The sequence below is a fragment of the Flavobacterium ginsengiterrae genome, assembly GCF_039539785.1.
Lineage (GTDB): Bacteria > Bacteroidota > Bacteroidia > Flavobacteriales > Flavobacteriaceae > Flavobacterium > Flavobacterium ginsengiterrae.
In genome coordinates this window covers 80,294-95,753 of sequence record NZ_BAABDU010000004.1, presented here as the reverse complement: position 1 = coordinate 95,753, position 15,460 = coordinate 80,294, and the positions used below count along the sequence as shown (strand labels likewise).

General features: G+C 33.6%; 15 protein-coding genes. 9 read left to right on the top strand and 6 right to left on the bottom strand.

The features are described 5' to 3' along the window. The first annotated feature begins 2 nt into the window (after positions 1 to 2). From ABD859_RS10850 to ABD859_RS10840, 3 genes are all read left to right on the top strand, one after another. Positions 3 to 1,268, top strand: coding sequence for a hypothetical protein (locus tag ABD859_RS10850; protein WP_345144135.1), 1,266 nt, complete (start codon positions 3 to 5; stop codon positions 1,266 to 1,268). Between the two features lie 166 nt (positions 1,269 to 1,434). Then, positions 1,435 to 3,354 (top strand): tetratricopeptide repeat protein, encoded by a 1,920-nt coding sequence (locus ABD859_RS10845; RefSeq protein ID WP_345144132.1) that lies wholly within the window; start codon positions 1,435 to 1,437, stop codon positions 3,352 to 3,354. A gap of 90 nt (positions 3,355 to 3,444) precedes the next feature. Beyond that, entirely contained in the window at positions 3,445 to 3,837 is a 393-nt protein-coding gene (locus tag ABD859_RS10840) for a hypothetical protein (RefSeq protein ID WP_345144129.1), read from the top strand. 76 nt (positions 3,838 to 3,913) lie between these two features. Here ABD859_RS10840 and ABD859_RS10835 read toward each other — a convergent pair whose 3' ends face one another. Beyond that, entirely contained in the window at positions 3,914 to 4,348 is a 435-nt protein-coding gene (locus tag ABD859_RS10835; protein WP_345144126.1) for a DoxX family membrane protein, read from the bottom strand. Between the two features lie 97 nt (positions 4,349 to 4,445). Beyond that, positions 4,446 to 5,006: a GNAT family N-acetyltransferase gene (locus ABD859_RS10830; RefSeq protein ID WP_345144123.1), complete on the bottom strand. Its 561-nt coding sequence runs from the start codon at positions 5,004 to 5,006 to the stop codon at positions 4,446 to 4,448. 237 nt (positions 5,007 to 5,243) lie between these two features. Between ABD859_RS10830 and ABD859_RS10825 the strand changes: the two genes are divergently transcribed. The 6 genes from ABD859_RS10825 (at position 5,244) to ku (ending at position 10,794) form a co-directional block, all read left to right on the top strand. Further along, entirely contained in the window at positions 5,244 to 6,257 is a 1,014-nt protein-coding gene (locus ABD859_RS10825; RefSeq protein WP_345144120.1) for a zinc-binding alcohol dehydrogenase family protein, read from the top strand. Between the two features lie 155 nt (positions 6,258 to 6,412). Next, entirely contained in the window at positions 6,413 to 6,799 is a 387-nt protein-coding gene (locus ABD859_RS10820; protein WP_345144117.1) for a DoxX family protein, read from the top strand. A gap of 170 nt (positions 6,800 to 6,969) precedes the next feature. Then, positions 6,970 to 8,199, top strand: a complete 1,230-nt coding sequence (locus ABD859_RS10815; RefSeq protein ID WP_345144114.1) for a PQQ-dependent sugar dehydrogenase — start codon at positions 6,970 to 6,972, stop codon at positions 8,197 to 8,199. A 109-nt stretch (positions 8,200 to 8,308) separates the two neighbouring features. Then, the gene (locus tag ABD859_RS10810; protein WP_345144111.1) at positions 8,309 to 9,154 is read left to right on the top strand and encodes a helix-turn-helix domain-containing protein; all 846 of its coding nucleotides are present in this window, start codon (positions 8,309 to 8,311) and stop codon (positions 9,152 to 9,154) included. A 239-nt stretch (positions 9,155 to 9,393) separates the two neighbouring features. Then, positions 9,394 to 9,900, top strand: a complete 507-nt coding sequence (locus ABD859_RS10805; RefSeq protein WP_345144108.1) for a hypothetical protein — start codon at positions 9,394 to 9,396, stop codon at positions 9,898 to 9,900. Between the two features lie 114 nt (positions 9,901 to 10,014). Continuing rightward, complete coding sequence (gene ku / locus ABD859_RS10800; RefSeq protein ID WP_345144106.1) at positions 10,015 to 10,794, top strand: non-homologous end joining protein Ku; 780 nt, start codon at positions 10,015 to 10,017, stop codon at positions 10,792 to 10,794. Between the two features lie 8 nt (positions 10,795 to 10,802). On the opposite strand, the gene ligD is transcribed toward ku, so the two are convergent. The 4 genes from ligD to ABD859_RS10780 form a co-directional block, all read right to left on the bottom strand. Next, positions 10,803 to 13,379 (bottom strand): DNA ligase D, encoded by a 2,577-nt coding sequence (gene ligD / locus ABD859_RS10795; protein WP_345144104.1) that lies wholly within the window; start codon positions 13,377 to 13,379, stop codon positions 10,803 to 10,805. After that, complete coding sequence (locus ABD859_RS10790) at positions 13,366 to 13,845, bottom strand: hypothetical protein (RefSeq protein WP_345144102.1); 480 nt, start codon at positions 13,843 to 13,845, stop codon at positions 13,366 to 13,368. Before ABD859_RS10790 ends, ligD begins: the two co-directional genes overlap by 14 nt. Before the next feature lie 160 nt (positions 13,846 to 14,005). Next, complete coding sequence (locus tag ABD859_RS10785; RefSeq protein WP_345144099.1) at positions 14,006 to 14,899, bottom strand: DMT family transporter; 894 nt, start codon at positions 14,897 to 14,899, stop codon at positions 14,006 to 14,008. Then, entirely contained in the window at positions 14,892 to 15,419 is a 528-nt protein-coding gene (locus ABD859_RS10780; RefSeq protein WP_345145545.1) for a GNAT family N-acetyltransferase, read from the bottom strand. Before ABD859_RS10780 ends, ABD859_RS10785 begins: the two co-directional genes overlap by 8 nt. Between the last annotated feature and the right edge of the window lie 41 nt (positions 15,420 to 15,460).

Below are 15,460 nucleotides of genomic sequence, written 5' to 3'. Positions count from 1 at the left end.
TTATGAAAAGAAGCAACTCACTTCGTTCAGTACTGGCAGGAATCGCTGCTTGTATGATTTTATTTTCTTGCAGCAGCAATGACGATAACAATACTCCGGATAACGGAAACAATGATGATACGCTGCCAAAAAATGAAACTTGGGTTATTTACAACGGTGCAGCAAACTGGAGCGGTGGTATTTATGCCTTAAAAGATAACAAATCAAGAGAAATCAACCTTTCTGGATTACCATTTTTACAAGTAGCTTCTTCATTAGGAGGAAGAGCATTAGATAAAATGCTTTTTAAAGTAAATGATGTATCTAATACAAAACAAGGAATCAATAAAATGGGAATTGATGCCTCTGGAAAAATTGTAGATTTAGGATTTTTAGCTTCACAATCTAATGCTTACGAAACAAACTTCTTAGTAGCAAGTCCAACAGAAGGTTACTACTGGGATAAAGTTAGAGGCGGATTAAAACTTCAGACTTTTAACCCAACAACAATGGAAAGAACAGGAGAAATTGACTTTTCTTCACTTTCACAAGGACAGCCTTTAGAATCTATCGGACAGTTGATTATTGCAAAAAGAGACAACAAATTATACCTTGACTTATTGTTAGGAAGCAAAGCTGCAGGAAACTGGCAGGTAACACCGTCTACTAATGACGTAGCAATTGCAGTTTACGATTTAACAACAAACAAAATCGAAAACGTAACCAGAATGGAAGGTACAACTAACTTAGGTGTATTTATCGATCACGTTTTATGGACTTTAGATGAAGTTACAGGCGATTTATATTTTGCATCTGTAAGTGATATGAAATTACAAGCTTCTGCACTTTCTTCAAAAATTTTAAGAATTAAAAAAGGAGAAGTTAACTTTGATGCATCATTTGTTATCGATATGAAGTCGTACCAATTCCCGGCTGAGTTTAACAGACTTTTTGCTCACAACGGAAAAATCTACACTACAATTCCTTCAAGAGCAGTTTCTTACTACGGAGGCGGGCAGCACGGAGTTAAATATAGAGACGATGTTTGGTTTTGGAATGAAATTGACGCAGTTACTAAAAAAGCAACTCGTTTAAACATGCCGCCAGATAATTTCTACACAACACAAAATCCATTTTTCCATAACGGAGAAATCTATTTCTTATCAAACAGCACATCAGATGGTTTTTCTGGAGTTAACCAGTACAACCCTGAAACAAAAGTTGTAAAAGAAACTTTCCGTTTAAAAGAAAGCGGCCGTATTATGGGATTCAATATTATTAAAGACTAATTTGAATTTATCTTAACTCAAGCCCTGAACACTATTTTTTTTGACCGAAGTAATTTTTAAAATTGCTTCGGTTTTTTTTGAATATTACTTTTTCAAAATCACTATTTATGATGACTTCTGCAGGTTTGCGAAAATTTACATTTGCCTTTTAAACCAGAATAAAATCATGAAAAATTACCTTTCCTATAAAAAAGTAGACCCCGTTTATTTTAGCAGTGAAATTTTCTTTCCTGTCGGTATATTGTGCGCAGCATCGTTTATAAGCTACCTGCTTCTTTATTTTATTGGATTAGGGTTTGCCGTCTTTTTTAATGCTGCACTCGCTTGGTGCGGTTATTTTTACTTTTATTATTACGGAAGATCACGTTCTGGTATTACATTCGAATTTTTAATTGGATTTGTTCTTACAGCAGCTTTTTTACTTTTTACAGATTATGGCGTTTATACTTTAGTTCAGTATCAGGAAACTGGAATATTCAACACATTGTATTTTACAATCTGGGCGTTAATTCTTTTTGGAACACCAATCGTATATTATATTCAATATTTTGGCTCAAATCATTATGCCAAAGTAAAAATAGCCAACACGTATTTAAAAGTCTATTTTAGTGTTTATCATGACAGAGAACTCCTTACTTATATCGATTCGATTGCTTTTATAAATACTTCAAAAGATTTAATTTCAGATATAAAAGTAGAAAACAACATTCCGTTTTATTCAGATAAAGAACTGGCAGAAATGGAAACTTCTTCAAAATACAATCATTTACAACAATCTGCATTTTCGGGATTAATTCATATTCCGTTTGGAGCAGATCAATTTGAAATTTCGTGGTATTCTATTGTTGAAGATCAATATTATAAAGTCAATGTTCCGTTTTCTATTGACAAATTTAAACTCGAAGAAGAAAAATATCCGCTTAATGAACCCAAAAGTATAAGAGGGCAAAAAGCAAAACGAACTTTTCTGCATCTTCATCAAAACGGAGGCTTCAAATTATATAATGAAGACGCGGTTTTACTGGACTTTCAATCTCATAAACCAACAGAAATTTCAGAAGAAGAAAAGAATAAAAAACTTATCGCACATCAATCCAGTCATAAATATTATGATGACAAAAAGCATTTTTCAGACCTGATAGAGACACTTAGAAAATCAAATACTATTCAGGAACGTTTTGAACTTAAAGAGAAATTAATAGTTTGGAATTTAGAATTTTCGGGTTTGCATAAAGATCATTATCTGGAAATAAACAATACTAATTTTGAAAATTATAAGATTGAAAAAGAAGCTGCAGTCGAATTTGACCTTAAACCATTACCAAAAAAAATAACTTTTGTTTATAGGGGTTCATATTTATTTCCGTGGCTCAAACTGCACATCGATACCTTAAAATTAAATCAGCTTATTGAAAAAGTGCTGCTTGATGATTTTGAAAATAGAATTTCATTTTCTCTTGATTTTAAAGATAATGACGCTTCAGATTTGGTTTTTACCGTTATTGCAAACGGAAAGAAAACACTTTTTACTGATTGGGAAATCGAAATTGACCAATACCGAAAAAAAGATATGAATGACCAGCAGCGTGAGAAAAATGAAGACACTACAAAACGAACTCTTTTACAAGAAGGCTGGGATTTTGTTTTTGCCAAAAATTATGAAGACGCACAACAAAAATGTGATGCCTTAAAAGCCATTGATTCAGAATATGCTTCGGCTTATTTTCTAGAAGTACGAATACTTTGGTACACCAAAGGTTTTGAAACCTGCTACAGTAAAAGAGATTATTATTTTGCCAAAACCAAACACGAACCGCCGGTTCAGGCTTTGATTTACAACAGTTACGGATGTATTCTGGATCTCGAGCTGCGATATGAAGAATCACTTCCGTATTTTGAAAAAGCAATAGAAATTAATCCTAAAGAGCCCATTTTTGTCTGCAATCTCGGCGAAATGTATTATAAACTAAAAGATCCGGCAAAAGCTTTAAAAGAAGCCCGAAAAGCCAAATTAATGGGATATGAATCATCGATGCTGTCTGAAATTTTAGCCAATAAAGGCGTAATCGATTTGATAAATCATTAAGGGAAATGAAACGCAAAATCACTATTTATAGTGATGCATAAAATAAATCCTAAAGATACATTTGCCCTTGTAATTAATATTTAAAACAATATGGGATTAGCAGAAAAACGTTTAGCAGAATCAATTAAAACAGAAAAACTTCCGGCCTTTGAAGCAAAATTAAAAGAAAGAGCCGGTTATGATATTAAAGTAGATATAGACTGGAATACTTTTACAGCTTATGATGAATATCCTTTATCAAGACTGGATATTGTTTTTGATGATGTAGAGTCATTTGTAAAAAAGATTTGCACTGATGATATGGGGAAAGAAGCGCTGCAGGATAAAATGAACACCATACATTTAACCAACTCAGAAAACAACGACGATGTAAAAATGGAATTGAAAGATGATACGTTGTTTTTAACCGTTCAATTGGTGCAGTCTTCTTTTAATTCTCAAACTGATTCTCAGATTGCCAATTACGTTGAAGCCCTTTTATAGTTTAATGGTGTAAAATATATTTGGGGTGCAAAAAAAAAGGGATAGAAAATTTTCTATCCCTTTTGTATTTTATAAACTATATTCTATTGTCGACAGCAAAAGAAGTTTTACCAATATTGGCCAGCAGTAAAGCCGCTGCAGCACTTGTCCAGACAGAATAATCCAGAGGTGCTTTTACAGAAACTGAAACCGCCATAGCAAAAGCAAAAGCACACATTAAAAATGTAGTTCCCAAGGCAGCAAGACGCGTTTTAAAACCAAATAACAATAATAAGCTTAGTAATACTTCGAAGAAAGTAGCAATGCCTCCTAAAATTTCGGCTGTTGCTTTATTAGCATACGGATTTAGTGATTGTGTATAGATTACAAAGTTTTCCCAGTTTCCCCATGCAACTCCGTTTGAACCAGGTGCTCCCCAAATTCCAAAACGGTCTAAAACTGCCGAAAGCATTGTAACTGCTAAAACTATTCTTAAAATTAAACCGGCTTCTAATATTGTGATATTCTTCATTCTAATGGTATTTTTTTTGTAATAACGACATTCCGGGCTTCAAATTGCCTAAAAAGGGAATAAATGTATTATAAATATGATGTTATTCGAATGAAGTTTATTCAGGACTTACCTGCAGATGTTCCAGTTTTTTTCCAACCAGCGTTTTTTCGCCCACAACTTTAAAACCAATTTTTAAATACAGGTTTTTTGCCAGCGGATTTTCTTCTTCAACCAGTAATCCTAAAGTTTCCTTGTTTTTAAGGACGTATTCATCAATTAAAAATTTCAGTATTTTAGAACCAATTCCTTTTCCCTGATAGTTTGGATTTACACCCAAAGAATCAATGTAATATTCGCCGGCTTTTGATTCTAATTCCGGATCAAATTCCGGATTATAATTTTTACGGACATATTCGATTATGGGATTTCTCAAAAGTATTAAGTCGGCGCCATTGTAAACATTAACTGCGCCAGCAATTATATTTTCTTCTTCGGCTACAAAACAGTTTTGATACGAATACTGATTGTTTTTACTTTCAATAAAATACAACAGGAATTCTTTCGCAGCAGCGTAATCTTCTTTTTTGATAAACTTATATATAATGTCTTCCATGGCAAGAAGCAAAAGAGGAGCAATGTATGGCGAGTCAGATTTTACGGCTTTTCGAATAATCATTTTTAAGATTTTAGTATTGCAAATTTAAAGATATATTTTGTGCTGGTTATTTAGTTTCATGCAGATTTGATTTTTAATTATTGCTGCCGCAGATTTAGTAGATTTTCTAATAATTAAATCTGCAGCTAAAAAATGCTATGCCTAATTTATACCGATTTAGTATCAAAATATACCATTTGTATAATCTAATCTGCTTATATCTTTGTTCTTATAATTAAAAAAGTAAATCATAAATATATGAAAGCAATAGGATTTAAAACATCATTACCCATAGAAGAAAAAGACAGTTTTATTGAATTTGAAACTGTAAAACCAACACCCGGAGCGCACGATTTATTAGTTAAAATTGAGGCCATTTCTGTAAATCCGGTTGATTTTAAAATTCGTCAGAGCGCAGCAAAAGACACCGTTCTGGAAACCCCGAAAATAATTGGCTGGGATGCCGTAGGAATTGTTCAGGCAGTGGGAGAAAAAGTAACTTTATTTGAAGTAGGCGATCCGGTTTACTACGCCGGAGATATTACAAAACAGGGAAGTAATGCCGAATATCAAATTATTGACGAAAGAATTACAGGCAGAAAACCAAAATCGTTATCAATTGAAGAAGCTGCAGTTATACCGCTGACAGGATTAACAGCCTGGGAAATTCTCTTTGACCGAATTCGTATAAATCCGGAAAAAGACAAAGGAAAATCAATTTTAATTATTGGCGGAGCAGGAGGAGTAGGTTCTATCGCGATTCAGTTGGCCAAAAAAATTGCCGGACTTACTGTAATTGCTACCGCTTCGAGACCAGAAACCATAGATTGGTGTAAAGAACAAGGTGCAGATTTTGTTGTTGATCATAAAAACCTGATTGATTCTGTTAGAACTGCAGGATTTCAACACGTAGATTTTATTCTGGATTTTGTAGATACCAATGCATATTGGGATATTATGACCGAATTGATTAAACCTCAGGGACATATAGCATCGATAACAGGAAGCAGTGAGCCCGTAGTTTTGAATAAACTAAAAAGCAAAAGTGTTTCATTTTCATGGGAATTGATGTATACACGTTCAATGTTTCAAACTGAAGATATGATCGAACAGCACAACATTTTAAATCAATTAGCAGATTTGCTTGATGAAGGCGTTTTAAAAACGACTTTAAAAGAAACGTATAACGGACTTTCGGCAGAGAATCTGAAAAAAGCACATCAGCGATTAGAATCTGGAAAAACTATTGGAAAAATTGCCATCAAATTCTAAAAGATAATGTATTCTAACAGGCTGTGTGGAGTATTAAAATAATTATTTAGAATTATTTTAAATAATGCGTTTTTATCATAACAAAAGTTTTGTATTTTAGCCGGCTTACAAGCCAAATTTGTATTTAATTTTTTAAACCCCAAAACAAAATTGTTATGATTTCAAAAAACACAGACCTTGGATTATTGTTATTAAGAATTAGTGTAGGAGGCTTAATGCTTTTTCACGGTATTGCAAAAATCCTTCACGGAATTTCATTTCTTGTAGATAATATGGGAGCATTTGGATATGCTGTTTATATTGGAGAAGTTTTAGCACCAATTGCTATTTTATTAGGTTTCCGTACCAGAATTGCTGCAGTTCTTTTGGCGATAACCTGTGTTGTTGCTATTTCTGTAGCGCACGCTCAGGATATTTTTTCAATCAGCGAACACGGAGGTTATGCAAACGAATTATTAATGCTTTATCTTTTAGGTTCACTTGAATTGTTCTTTACCGGAGCAGGAAAATATGCTGTTTCTAAAACCAATAAGTGGGATTAAGTTTTCATTTACAGATATATACAAAAAGACCGTTTTATTTTAAAACGGTCTTTTTTTTGTTTTAAGGCACGGTAATTCTGTAAGTCTTTCCTTAAATTATATAAAACGAGCCGTTTTTAATTTTGGATATTTGTCGCTTATAACCCAAATTAATTTAATAAATAACTACTATGAAAAATTTAAAGTACATTTTTATTCTTTCGAGTGCATTATTTGCCTTTAGCTGCTCAAACAACGATGATGCGCCTGGAAATGGCGGTGGAACGGTAACAGATCCTGTAGAAACTAATCCTGCAAACACACAATATAAACCTGCTTTTACCGGACAAACCAGAATTGCAGGTATGACTACAGATACAGAATTTAAAGCAGATATTGTTACAAGCGCACTTACAAGTCCGTGGGGCGTTAAAGCACTTCCAGACGGAAGACTTTTAGTAACTCAAAAAACAACAGGAACACTTCGCATTGTAACTACTGCAGGAGTTGTAAGCGAGCCTATTACGGGACTTCCGGCTGTTAATCCTGCTAATCAGGGAGGTTTGTTAGGTTTATGTCTTGATCCTGATTTTGCAAATAACAGAATGATTTACTGGGTGTTTTCTGAAGCTGTAACTGGAGGAAATATTTCATCTGTAGCAAAAGGAAAACTGGCAGCTAATGAAAAAACAATAGAAGGCGCAACGGTTATTTATCGTTCAAGCCCTGCAAATCCAAGTGATCTTCACTATGGAGGCCGTATTCTTTTTGATCAAACCGGAAATCTTATCGTAAGTACAGGAGAACGTTCTGTTTTACAAACTCGTCCTTTAGCACAGTCACTTACTGCAAGTTTGGGTAAAGTAATAAGAATTACGAAAGATGGTCAGCCGGCTTCTGGAAATCCAACTTTTAGCGGAGCGGGAGCTTTACCTGAAATATTTACATACGGACACAGAAATCCGCAGGGATTAGCAATGCATCCGGTTACGAAAGAAATCTGGCAAAGTGAACACGGACCAAGAGGAGGTGATGAGTTGAATCGTTTAAAAGCAGGTTCAAACTACGGATGGCCTACAATTACTTACGGAATTGAATACAGCGGTGATCCTATTGGTGATGCTATTCAGCAAAAAGAAGGAATGGAACAGCCGGTTTATTACTGGGATCCGGTTATTTCGCCAAGTGGTATGACTTTCTACACAGGAAACCGAGTGCCTGAATGGGAAAATAATCTTTTCATTGGTTCTTTAAGCGCTACTCATATTGCCCGTTTAGTAATTAAAGATAATAAAGTCGTAGGTGAAGAAAGATTATTGGCTAGTGAAGGACAACGTTTTAGAGATATTACACAAGGTCCGGACGGAGCTTTATATGCCGTAACTGATCAGGGAAGACTTTATAGAATTGATAAAAAATAATTTTAGCAATTATAAATACAAAAATGACGCTTTTAAGCGTCATTTTTTTTTGTCTTTCATTCTCTGTAGTATTCGTTATCTTTGAATTACGATTGTTACCCATAAAGCTTTGAAAAATAAAATTCTAACTTATTCCTTAAACCAGCATAAAAGTCTTTTTTCAACTACTGATAAAAATGATTATTTCTACATACAAACTTCAGAGCATCCTTATATAAGCGAACCTTACAGGGCAGAAAGTTATGCCGTTGAGTTTTTACGAAAAGGTTCGATTATTATGCAGACTCAGCTTGAGAAAAAAATAATTCATGCTCCGGCTGTTATAGCATTGGGTCCCACGGTTACAAGAAGTTTTACCAAAAACAGTTCCGAAATTTTAATCGATATTATATTTTTTAAACCGCAGTTTTTTCTTGAAACACAAACCAACGTTTTCTTTTTATCGAAATATGAATTTTTTGAAAACAATAATGTTTTAGAATTAAAAGGAAAACAGAAAATTAAATTTGAACGCATTTTTAATTTAATTAGTGAACTCTTGCGCGGAAACTCTAAACATCAATCAGATACGCTTATAAGTTATTTATATATTTTGATTTATGAACTCGATTCGGTTTTAGACACAATTCCTGTCGATGTGAGTCAAAATCCTATATTCCAGAATTTTAAAATTCTTCTCTTTAAAGATTTCCTAAAACAGCGATCTGTTGAATATTATGCCGATTCTCTAAACGTAACCCGAAAATATTTATCTGAAGTAATTAAAAAAAACAGCGGTAAAACAGCCAGCGAATGGATTACTGAAGTTGTAATTCAGGAAGCCAAAGTATTATTGCAAAACAAAAGCCTGACGATTAATCAAATCAGCGACGAACTGAATTTTCAAAATCAGTCGGCATTCGGGCGATTTTTTAAAAACCACACCGGAATTTCGCCTTTAGAATATCGAAAGTAGTTTTTTAAGCCGCAGTTTTAGTTTCAGTTTTCAGCTTTTTTTGTTTCTCGCAAAGGCGCAGAGTCGCAAAGTAAGTATGCTTTAGCAAGTTTTTCCTAAGTAAAAAAACTTAGAACCTTAGCTCCTTAGTACCTTAGAACCTTCAAAAAAAGCCCTTTTGCACAAAACAACAGTCATATTGCTCTTTTCTTAAAAACATAAACCCTGCAAATTTGCTTTTCATCAATATTAAAATAAATATGAGCAAAACAGCACGATTTGTAGTTATAATTAATGATAATGTGACTTGGATGGAAAACGAGGCGCATCAGTTTTATGAGCGTTTATTTAATCAAAAAGAGGCAGTAGATAAATACGCCGAAGAAAAATTTTCGCAAAAAGAATTATTCCGAATCCAAAATGATTTTTCGATTGAAATACTAATGGTTTATGACAACGAGAATCCGCAGTCGTTTTTAAAATTAGATTCTTCCCGACTTTCAAACGAAAATCTGGGAGCGCAAAAAGCCATTGCCTTAAAAGATATTATTCATTTTAATGCCGATGATATAAATGTATTACTGAAAAGGGCAGAAGAAATTGCTTTTCAAAGAAAACATGACATAATCTGGACAAAAGTTTTTGAATGCGATCAGGAATTAATTCAGGCATTGCAGACTTCAGAATATGAACGTTTTGAATTTGAATGCGAAACTGAAAAAGATGATTTTCAGCCTCAGCTTTATTTCAAAAAAACAATAAAATGAATTTTGTAAACCGTTTATTTTGTGATCGTTATTTTATAAAACATTCTAATGAAGTTATAAAATAAAAAACCTGTTTATGATTTACTTTTAAGTTACAATTTAAACGAAAAAGTTATGAGATCAATATGGACAGGTTCGGTTAGTTTTGGATTGATAAATATTCCAATTAAAATGTTTTCGGCGGTTCAGGAAAGCAGTCTTGATATGGATATGCTCGACAAAAAAGATCACGCCAATATAAAGTTTAAACGCGTTAATGAAAATACAGGCAAAGAAGTCGATTTTGCTAATATTGTAAAAGGATATAAGCTGGATGATAAATATGTCATTTTAGAAGATTCTGATTTTGAAGCCGCAGATGCCGTTAAAACAAAAACAATTGATATTGAAAGTTTTGCTCTCGAAAAAGAAATTCAAAGTATTTATTACGAACAGCCTTATTATCTGGAACCGGATAAAGGCGCTATGAATGCATATGGTTTGCTTCGCGATGCACTTCAGGCATCTGGAAAAGTGGGCGTAACACGTTTTGTTTTGCGAAATAAAGAAAGTCTGGCGATTTTAAAACCATACAAAAACGTAATTGTTTTAAACCGAATACGATTTGAACAGGAAATAAGAGCGACAGACGAATTAAAACTGCCGGCGGTTTCTAAAAAATCAACAAAAGAAATGGATATGGCCGAAAAACTAATCGACCAGCTTACAGAGAAATTTGATATTACGGGTTTTAAAGACGAATATACCGCTAAACTTTTAGATATTATTAAAAAGAAAGCAAAAGGAAAAGTACAAAAAACTTCTCCAAAACTAAAAGTGGTTCACAAACAAAGCGACGATTTAATGTCGATGTTAAAAGCAAGTTTAGAGACTAAGAAGAAAATATCTTCTTAGTCTTTTTTTTATTTTTCCTGCTGATTTTCTTCAAGCTTTTTAATAATTTTTTTGATGTTGGCGCCTTTTGAAAGAACCGGTTTCCATAAATCGCCTTTCTTTTCAAAACGTTGTAAAACATTTTTAATAGTAAACTGCGAAGGATGTAATTTGTCGTTAACTTCACTCCATTCTAAAGGCGTAGAAACGGTTGCCCCTGGTTTTGGACGAACAGAATAAGGCGCTGCTAAAGTCTGCCCGCGACGGTTTTGAAGATAATCGATGTAAAGTTTATTGTTTCTTTTTTTAATACTTCGTTCAGTTGTAGTAATATCCGGAATTCGGCTTTGTACTTCTCTGGCAATAAGTTCGCCTAAAATTTTAATCGAGTCATAATCGTACTGCGCTCCAAGCGGAATATAAATATGAAGACCCGTAGCTCCGGAAGTTTTGCATAAACATTCTGTTTCTAATTCATCCATAACTTCTTTTACAGTCTGCGCGGTTTTAATAACAACATCAAAATCATCTTCTTTAGCCGGATCCAAATCCATTACTAGCCAGTCAGGATTATGAATATTTTTTATGGTAGAATTCCACGGATTCATTTCAATACAGCCCAGATTTGCCATATAAAGCAGTGTTTCTTTATTATTACAAATCAAATAATCGATGTTTTCATTATTCGATTCAGAAAATATTTTTTCTGTTTTAAGCCATGAAGGCGTTTTATCCAGATCAATATCTTTTTGATAAAAACTTGGCGAATCAATTCCGTTAGGAAAACGATTCAGCGACTCCGGACGATTTTTTAAATAAGGCAGAATCAGCGATGAAACTTCATTATAATACTGTACTATTTCACCTTTTGTAATTCCGTCAGCCGGATAATATATTTTATTTTGATTTGTTAAATGAAGAACTGTTTTTCCCACTTTCAAATCATAATCATTTTCTGTTTTATGTTCTTCTAAATCTGTCATTTTAGTTGTTTTTTGAGTGTTTGTGCTTTGTTTGTCTGTAATTTTAGAACTACTTCCGTTAAAAGTTACTTCAGCGGCTTTTTTATCAATTCTTAATCCCAGATAAACCGGATGCCTTAAATGGTTATCTTCGGTCCATTCTGAGTATTTTACCTGGCATACAGTTTTGGGTTTAACCCATTGAATTTTATCTCTTAAAGGCACTTTTTCTGCAAGCGGAGATTTATCAGTAAAAAGAGGTTCCAGTTTAGAATACAGTTCTTTTAAAACAGATTCTGTAAAGCCCGTACCGCATTTTCCAATGTACTGCAGTTTTTTGCCGTCGTATTTCCCCAGAAGAATGGCGCCAAAATATTTTCGTGAATTTTTAGGTTCTGTAATTCCAATAATAATGGCTTCTTCTTCATTAGAAAGTTTAATTTTGAGCCAGTTACTGCTTCTGTTTCCCACCAAATACGAACTATCTGCTTTTTTGGCAATAATGCCTTCACTGCTTTTTTTGCGTGCTTTTTCGAATTGCTGCATTCCGTCGCCCACAGTATGTTCAGAATAAAAAATATTATCGAACGAATATTTATTAAATAAAATTTTAAGAAGTTCTTTTCTGTCTAAAAGTGATAGTTCGGTTACAATATTTCCGTCTAAATTCAGTAAATCAAAAACATAATATTTTAGATTGCCAATTCCGGTTTTAAGGTAATTTTGAAGCATTTGAAAATCAGCTCGTCCTGCATCATTTTCAACTACAACTTCGCCATCGAGCACCACTGTGTGATCTATTTTTTTTAATTCTTCGGCAACCGGTTTAAAATTAGCATTAAACGAAATTTCGTTTCGGCTGAACAATTCTACAGAATCAGGATTGATAACCGCAACAGTTCTGTAGCCGTCATATTTGTTTTCAAAAATCCAATCCTCGTCATCAAACGGTTTTTCTGTACTCGTGGCAAGCATAGGTTTCATAAATGACGCTTTGACGATTTTTGTTTTAGGATTTCTTTTTGAAGTTTTACTCTCGACTGCTTTTATCTCCGGTTTTTGAGTAATTTTTTCTGCTTTTGCTTCCAGTTCTTCGAGAGTTCTTTTAGAAATGACTGATTTATCTTTTTCTAAAATATCAGTATCAGCCGCATATTTATCCTGTTTTTTAATTAACAGCCAGGCATTTTCCTGTTTTCCGTGAAGTTTTACTAATGAAAATTCACCTTTAAGTTTTTTTCCTTTTAAAATAAAACTCAAACGTCCTTTTTTAAGATCAGAAAGTAATTGTTTCTCATCAGAATTTGTTTTTTCGTCAGAAGTATATGTTCCATGATCCCACACAATAACGTTTCCGGCACCGTAATTTCCTTCAGGAATTGTGCCTTCAAAATCTTTATAACTGTACGGATGATCTTCAACCATCATTGCCAGACGTTTTACCTCAGGATCTAATGAAGGTCCTTTTGGAACTGCCCAGCTTTTAAGAACGCCGTTCATTTCTAATCTAAAATCATAATGCAAATGCGACGCCGCGTGTTTTTGAACCACAAAAATTAATTCGCTGGCTGATTTTTCAATCTTTCCTTTTGGCTCCCGCGTTTGTTTGAAATCTCTTTTTTGATTGTATTTAGACAGTGACATAGGCTCCGGTAAGTATTAAAAGCGTTAAAGTAATAGAGTAGAAGACTGTTGCGACAATAGCAAAAATTATATGGGCAAAGAACAGCTGAATGTAGTAACCTTTAATATCAATTGGGGGATGATGGGTTACCCTGAAAATAAAAATCCAGCTGATTATGCCAATTGCACCGCTGATAACTCCTAGTAGGAGAGCGCTTAACGGTGAAATTGGCAATATGTCCTTTACCCAAATAATGTGATATCCAACTACAAATAAAAACCCGATTATATAATGTAATAACCAGCCCCACGTTTTTTTTGCCTGTGTTGAAAGATCAATTTTCAATATGCTAATGGCGTATGACAAAAGTACGGGTTCTTTATATAATTCTCTAAAACTCCTGGACACAGCATAACTAAACCAGGTCATGGCTGAAGTGGCTGCAATAGAAACCAGAATTAGCTGTATAATGACATAAAAAATCATATAAAGATGCTTTTGAAATTAATGTATACCAAAGTTACTTTACAAGTGATTTTTTTGCTTATACGATTAAAATTTGTAATTATATAATTATCAGCAAATAAGCGGTAATTTTCTTATGAATAAAAAAACTCCATTCGAGAGGAATGGAGTTTTGAAGGGTTTAAATTGTATTCTTTTTAATCCGTAAAAGGGGTTTATTTTTTTTGAAGTTTATTTCTGAAATCAGTGTTGCGGCAAATATGAGGCTTCCGCCTAAAAGAAGCCTTAGAGAAAGGTTTTCGCCTAAAATAAAGAAAGCGGCAATGGCTCCAAAAATGGGTTCAAATAAATAAATGACTGCCACTCTTTCGGCAGATAAATAACGCTGCGAAATATTTGAAATGGTGTACATATATGCTGTAGAAAATAAAGCACAATAAATTATGCCCATCCAAAAAGTATTGCTTTCCGGGAACCAATCAGCATTTTGATCAGACAGTGCTACAAGAAAAGTAAACAACGCGCAAAATGCAAACATAGGAACAATAGACGCCAGAAGATTTTTTGAAGCCGAATGTTTTTCAACCGAAATTAAATAAACCGCAAAGCCAAAAGCACCCGCAATGGTAAATAAATCGCCAATGTTTATGGTAAGTTTTTCTTTTACAGCAATAATAAACAAACCGGTTAAGGCGGTTAAAGCAGCCACCCAGATTTTTAAAGGCGGACTGGTTTTGTAAACCGTAAGTTTTATTAACGGAATAATAATTACACATAATCCAGCTATAAATGAACATTGTGAAGCATCGGTATATTGTAAACCAACAGTCTGCAAATGAATTCCTAAAAACATTGGAACAGCCAGAACGGCTCCGGTTTTAACAGCTTCAAAGGTCATGTTTTTAACATGTTTCCAAAAAATAACGGTCAGTACTAATACTGCGAGTAAAAAACGATAAAATAAGAATACTGCCGGAGAGTAATTTCCAATAGCCATTTTGGTGACTGAATAGGAAATTCCCCAAAAAGCAGTTCCAATAATAAGCAATATGAGTATAATTTGTTTGTTATTCATGAGCTAAAACTTTTTTCATCATTAAATCAGTTTGTTCGTCGTCTCCTAATTTAAAAATATGTGTATCAAATTGTTCAAAGCCGTTTTTGGTATAAAAACTGACTGCTCTGAAATTTTTTTCCCATACGCCAAGCCAGATATATTGAGCATTAATTTCTAAAGCCGTTTTTAAAGCCTGATCGTAAAGTGTCTGAGCCACTTTTTTGCCATGAAATTCTTTTAAAACATAGATACGTTCAATTTCCAGAGCATTGTTTTCCTGCTTTTCTGTCTGGGCATTTCCTGTGTTTAGTTTTAAATAGCCAATTACTTTTCCTTCCATTTCTGCGAGATAAAAAAATGAAGAAGGATTGCTGAGTTCTGCCATTAGTTTTTCAAGAGCAAAACTTTCTTCGAGATATTTGACCATATTTTCTTCAGAATTAACATCAGAAAATGTTTCAGAAAAAGTGATTCTGCCAATAGTCTGGATTTTAGCGGCATCACTAATTTGAGCTTTATTTATTTTTAGGTTATTCATAATTTTATTTATTAATGCATTAAAACCTGTTTTTTGTTTCA

Bases quoted from the DNA above. Each gene is read 5' to 3' on its own strand.
- ABD859_RS10785 (WP_345144099.1), bottom strand. From the start codon at position 14,899: ATGAATAACAAACAAATTATACTCATATTGCTTATTATTGGAACTGCT.
- ABD859_RS10790 (WP_345144102.1), bottom strand. From the start codon at position 13,845: ATGATTTTTTATGTCATTATACAGCTAATTCTGGTTTCTATTGCAGCC.
- ABD859_RS10830 (WP_345144123.1), bottom strand. From the start codon at position 5,006: ATGATTATTCGAAAAGCCGTAAAATCTGACTCGCCATACATTGCTCCT.
- ABD859_RS10805 (WP_345144108.1), top strand. From the start codon at position 9,394: ATGAGCAAAACAGCACGATTTGTAGTTATAATTAATGATAATGTGACT.
- ABD859_RS10780 (WP_345145545.1), bottom strand. From the start codon at position 15,419: ATGAATAACCTAAAAATAAATAAAGCTCAAATTAGTGATGCCGCTAAA.
- ABD859_RS10825 (WP_345144120.1), top strand. From the start codon at position 5,244: ATGAAAGCAATAGGATTTAAAACATCATTACCCATAGAAGAAAAAGAC.
- ABD859_RS10835 (WP_345144126.1), bottom strand. From the start codon at position 4,348: ATGAAGAATATCACAATATTAGAAGCCGGTTTAATTTTAAGAATAGTT.
- ku (WP_345144106.1), top strand. From the start codon at position 10,015: ATGAGATCAATATGGACAGGTTCGGTTAGTTTTGGATTGATAAATATT.
- ABD859_RS10840 (WP_345144129.1), top strand. From the start codon at position 3,445: ATGGGATTAGCAGAAAAACGTTTAGCAGAATCAATTAAAACAGAAAAA.
- ABD859_RS10815 (WP_345144114.1), top strand. From the start codon at position 6,970: ATGAAAAATTTAAAGTACATTTTTATTCTTTCGAGTGCATTATTTGCC.
- ABD859_RS10845 (WP_345144132.1), top strand. From the start codon at position 1,435: ATGAAAAATTACCTTTCCTATAAAAAAGTAGACCCCGTTTATTTTAGC.
- ABD859_RS10820 (WP_345144117.1), top strand. From the start codon at position 6,413: ATGATTTCAAAAAACACAGACCTTGGATTATTGTTATTAAGAATTAGT.
- ligD (WP_345144104.1), bottom strand. From the start codon at position 13,379: ATGTCACTGTCTAAATACAATCAAAAAAGAGATTTCAAACAAACGCGG.
- ABD859_RS10850 (WP_345144135.1), top strand. From the start codon at position 3: ATGAAAAGAAGCAACTCACTTCGTTCAGTACTGGCAGGAATCGCTGCT.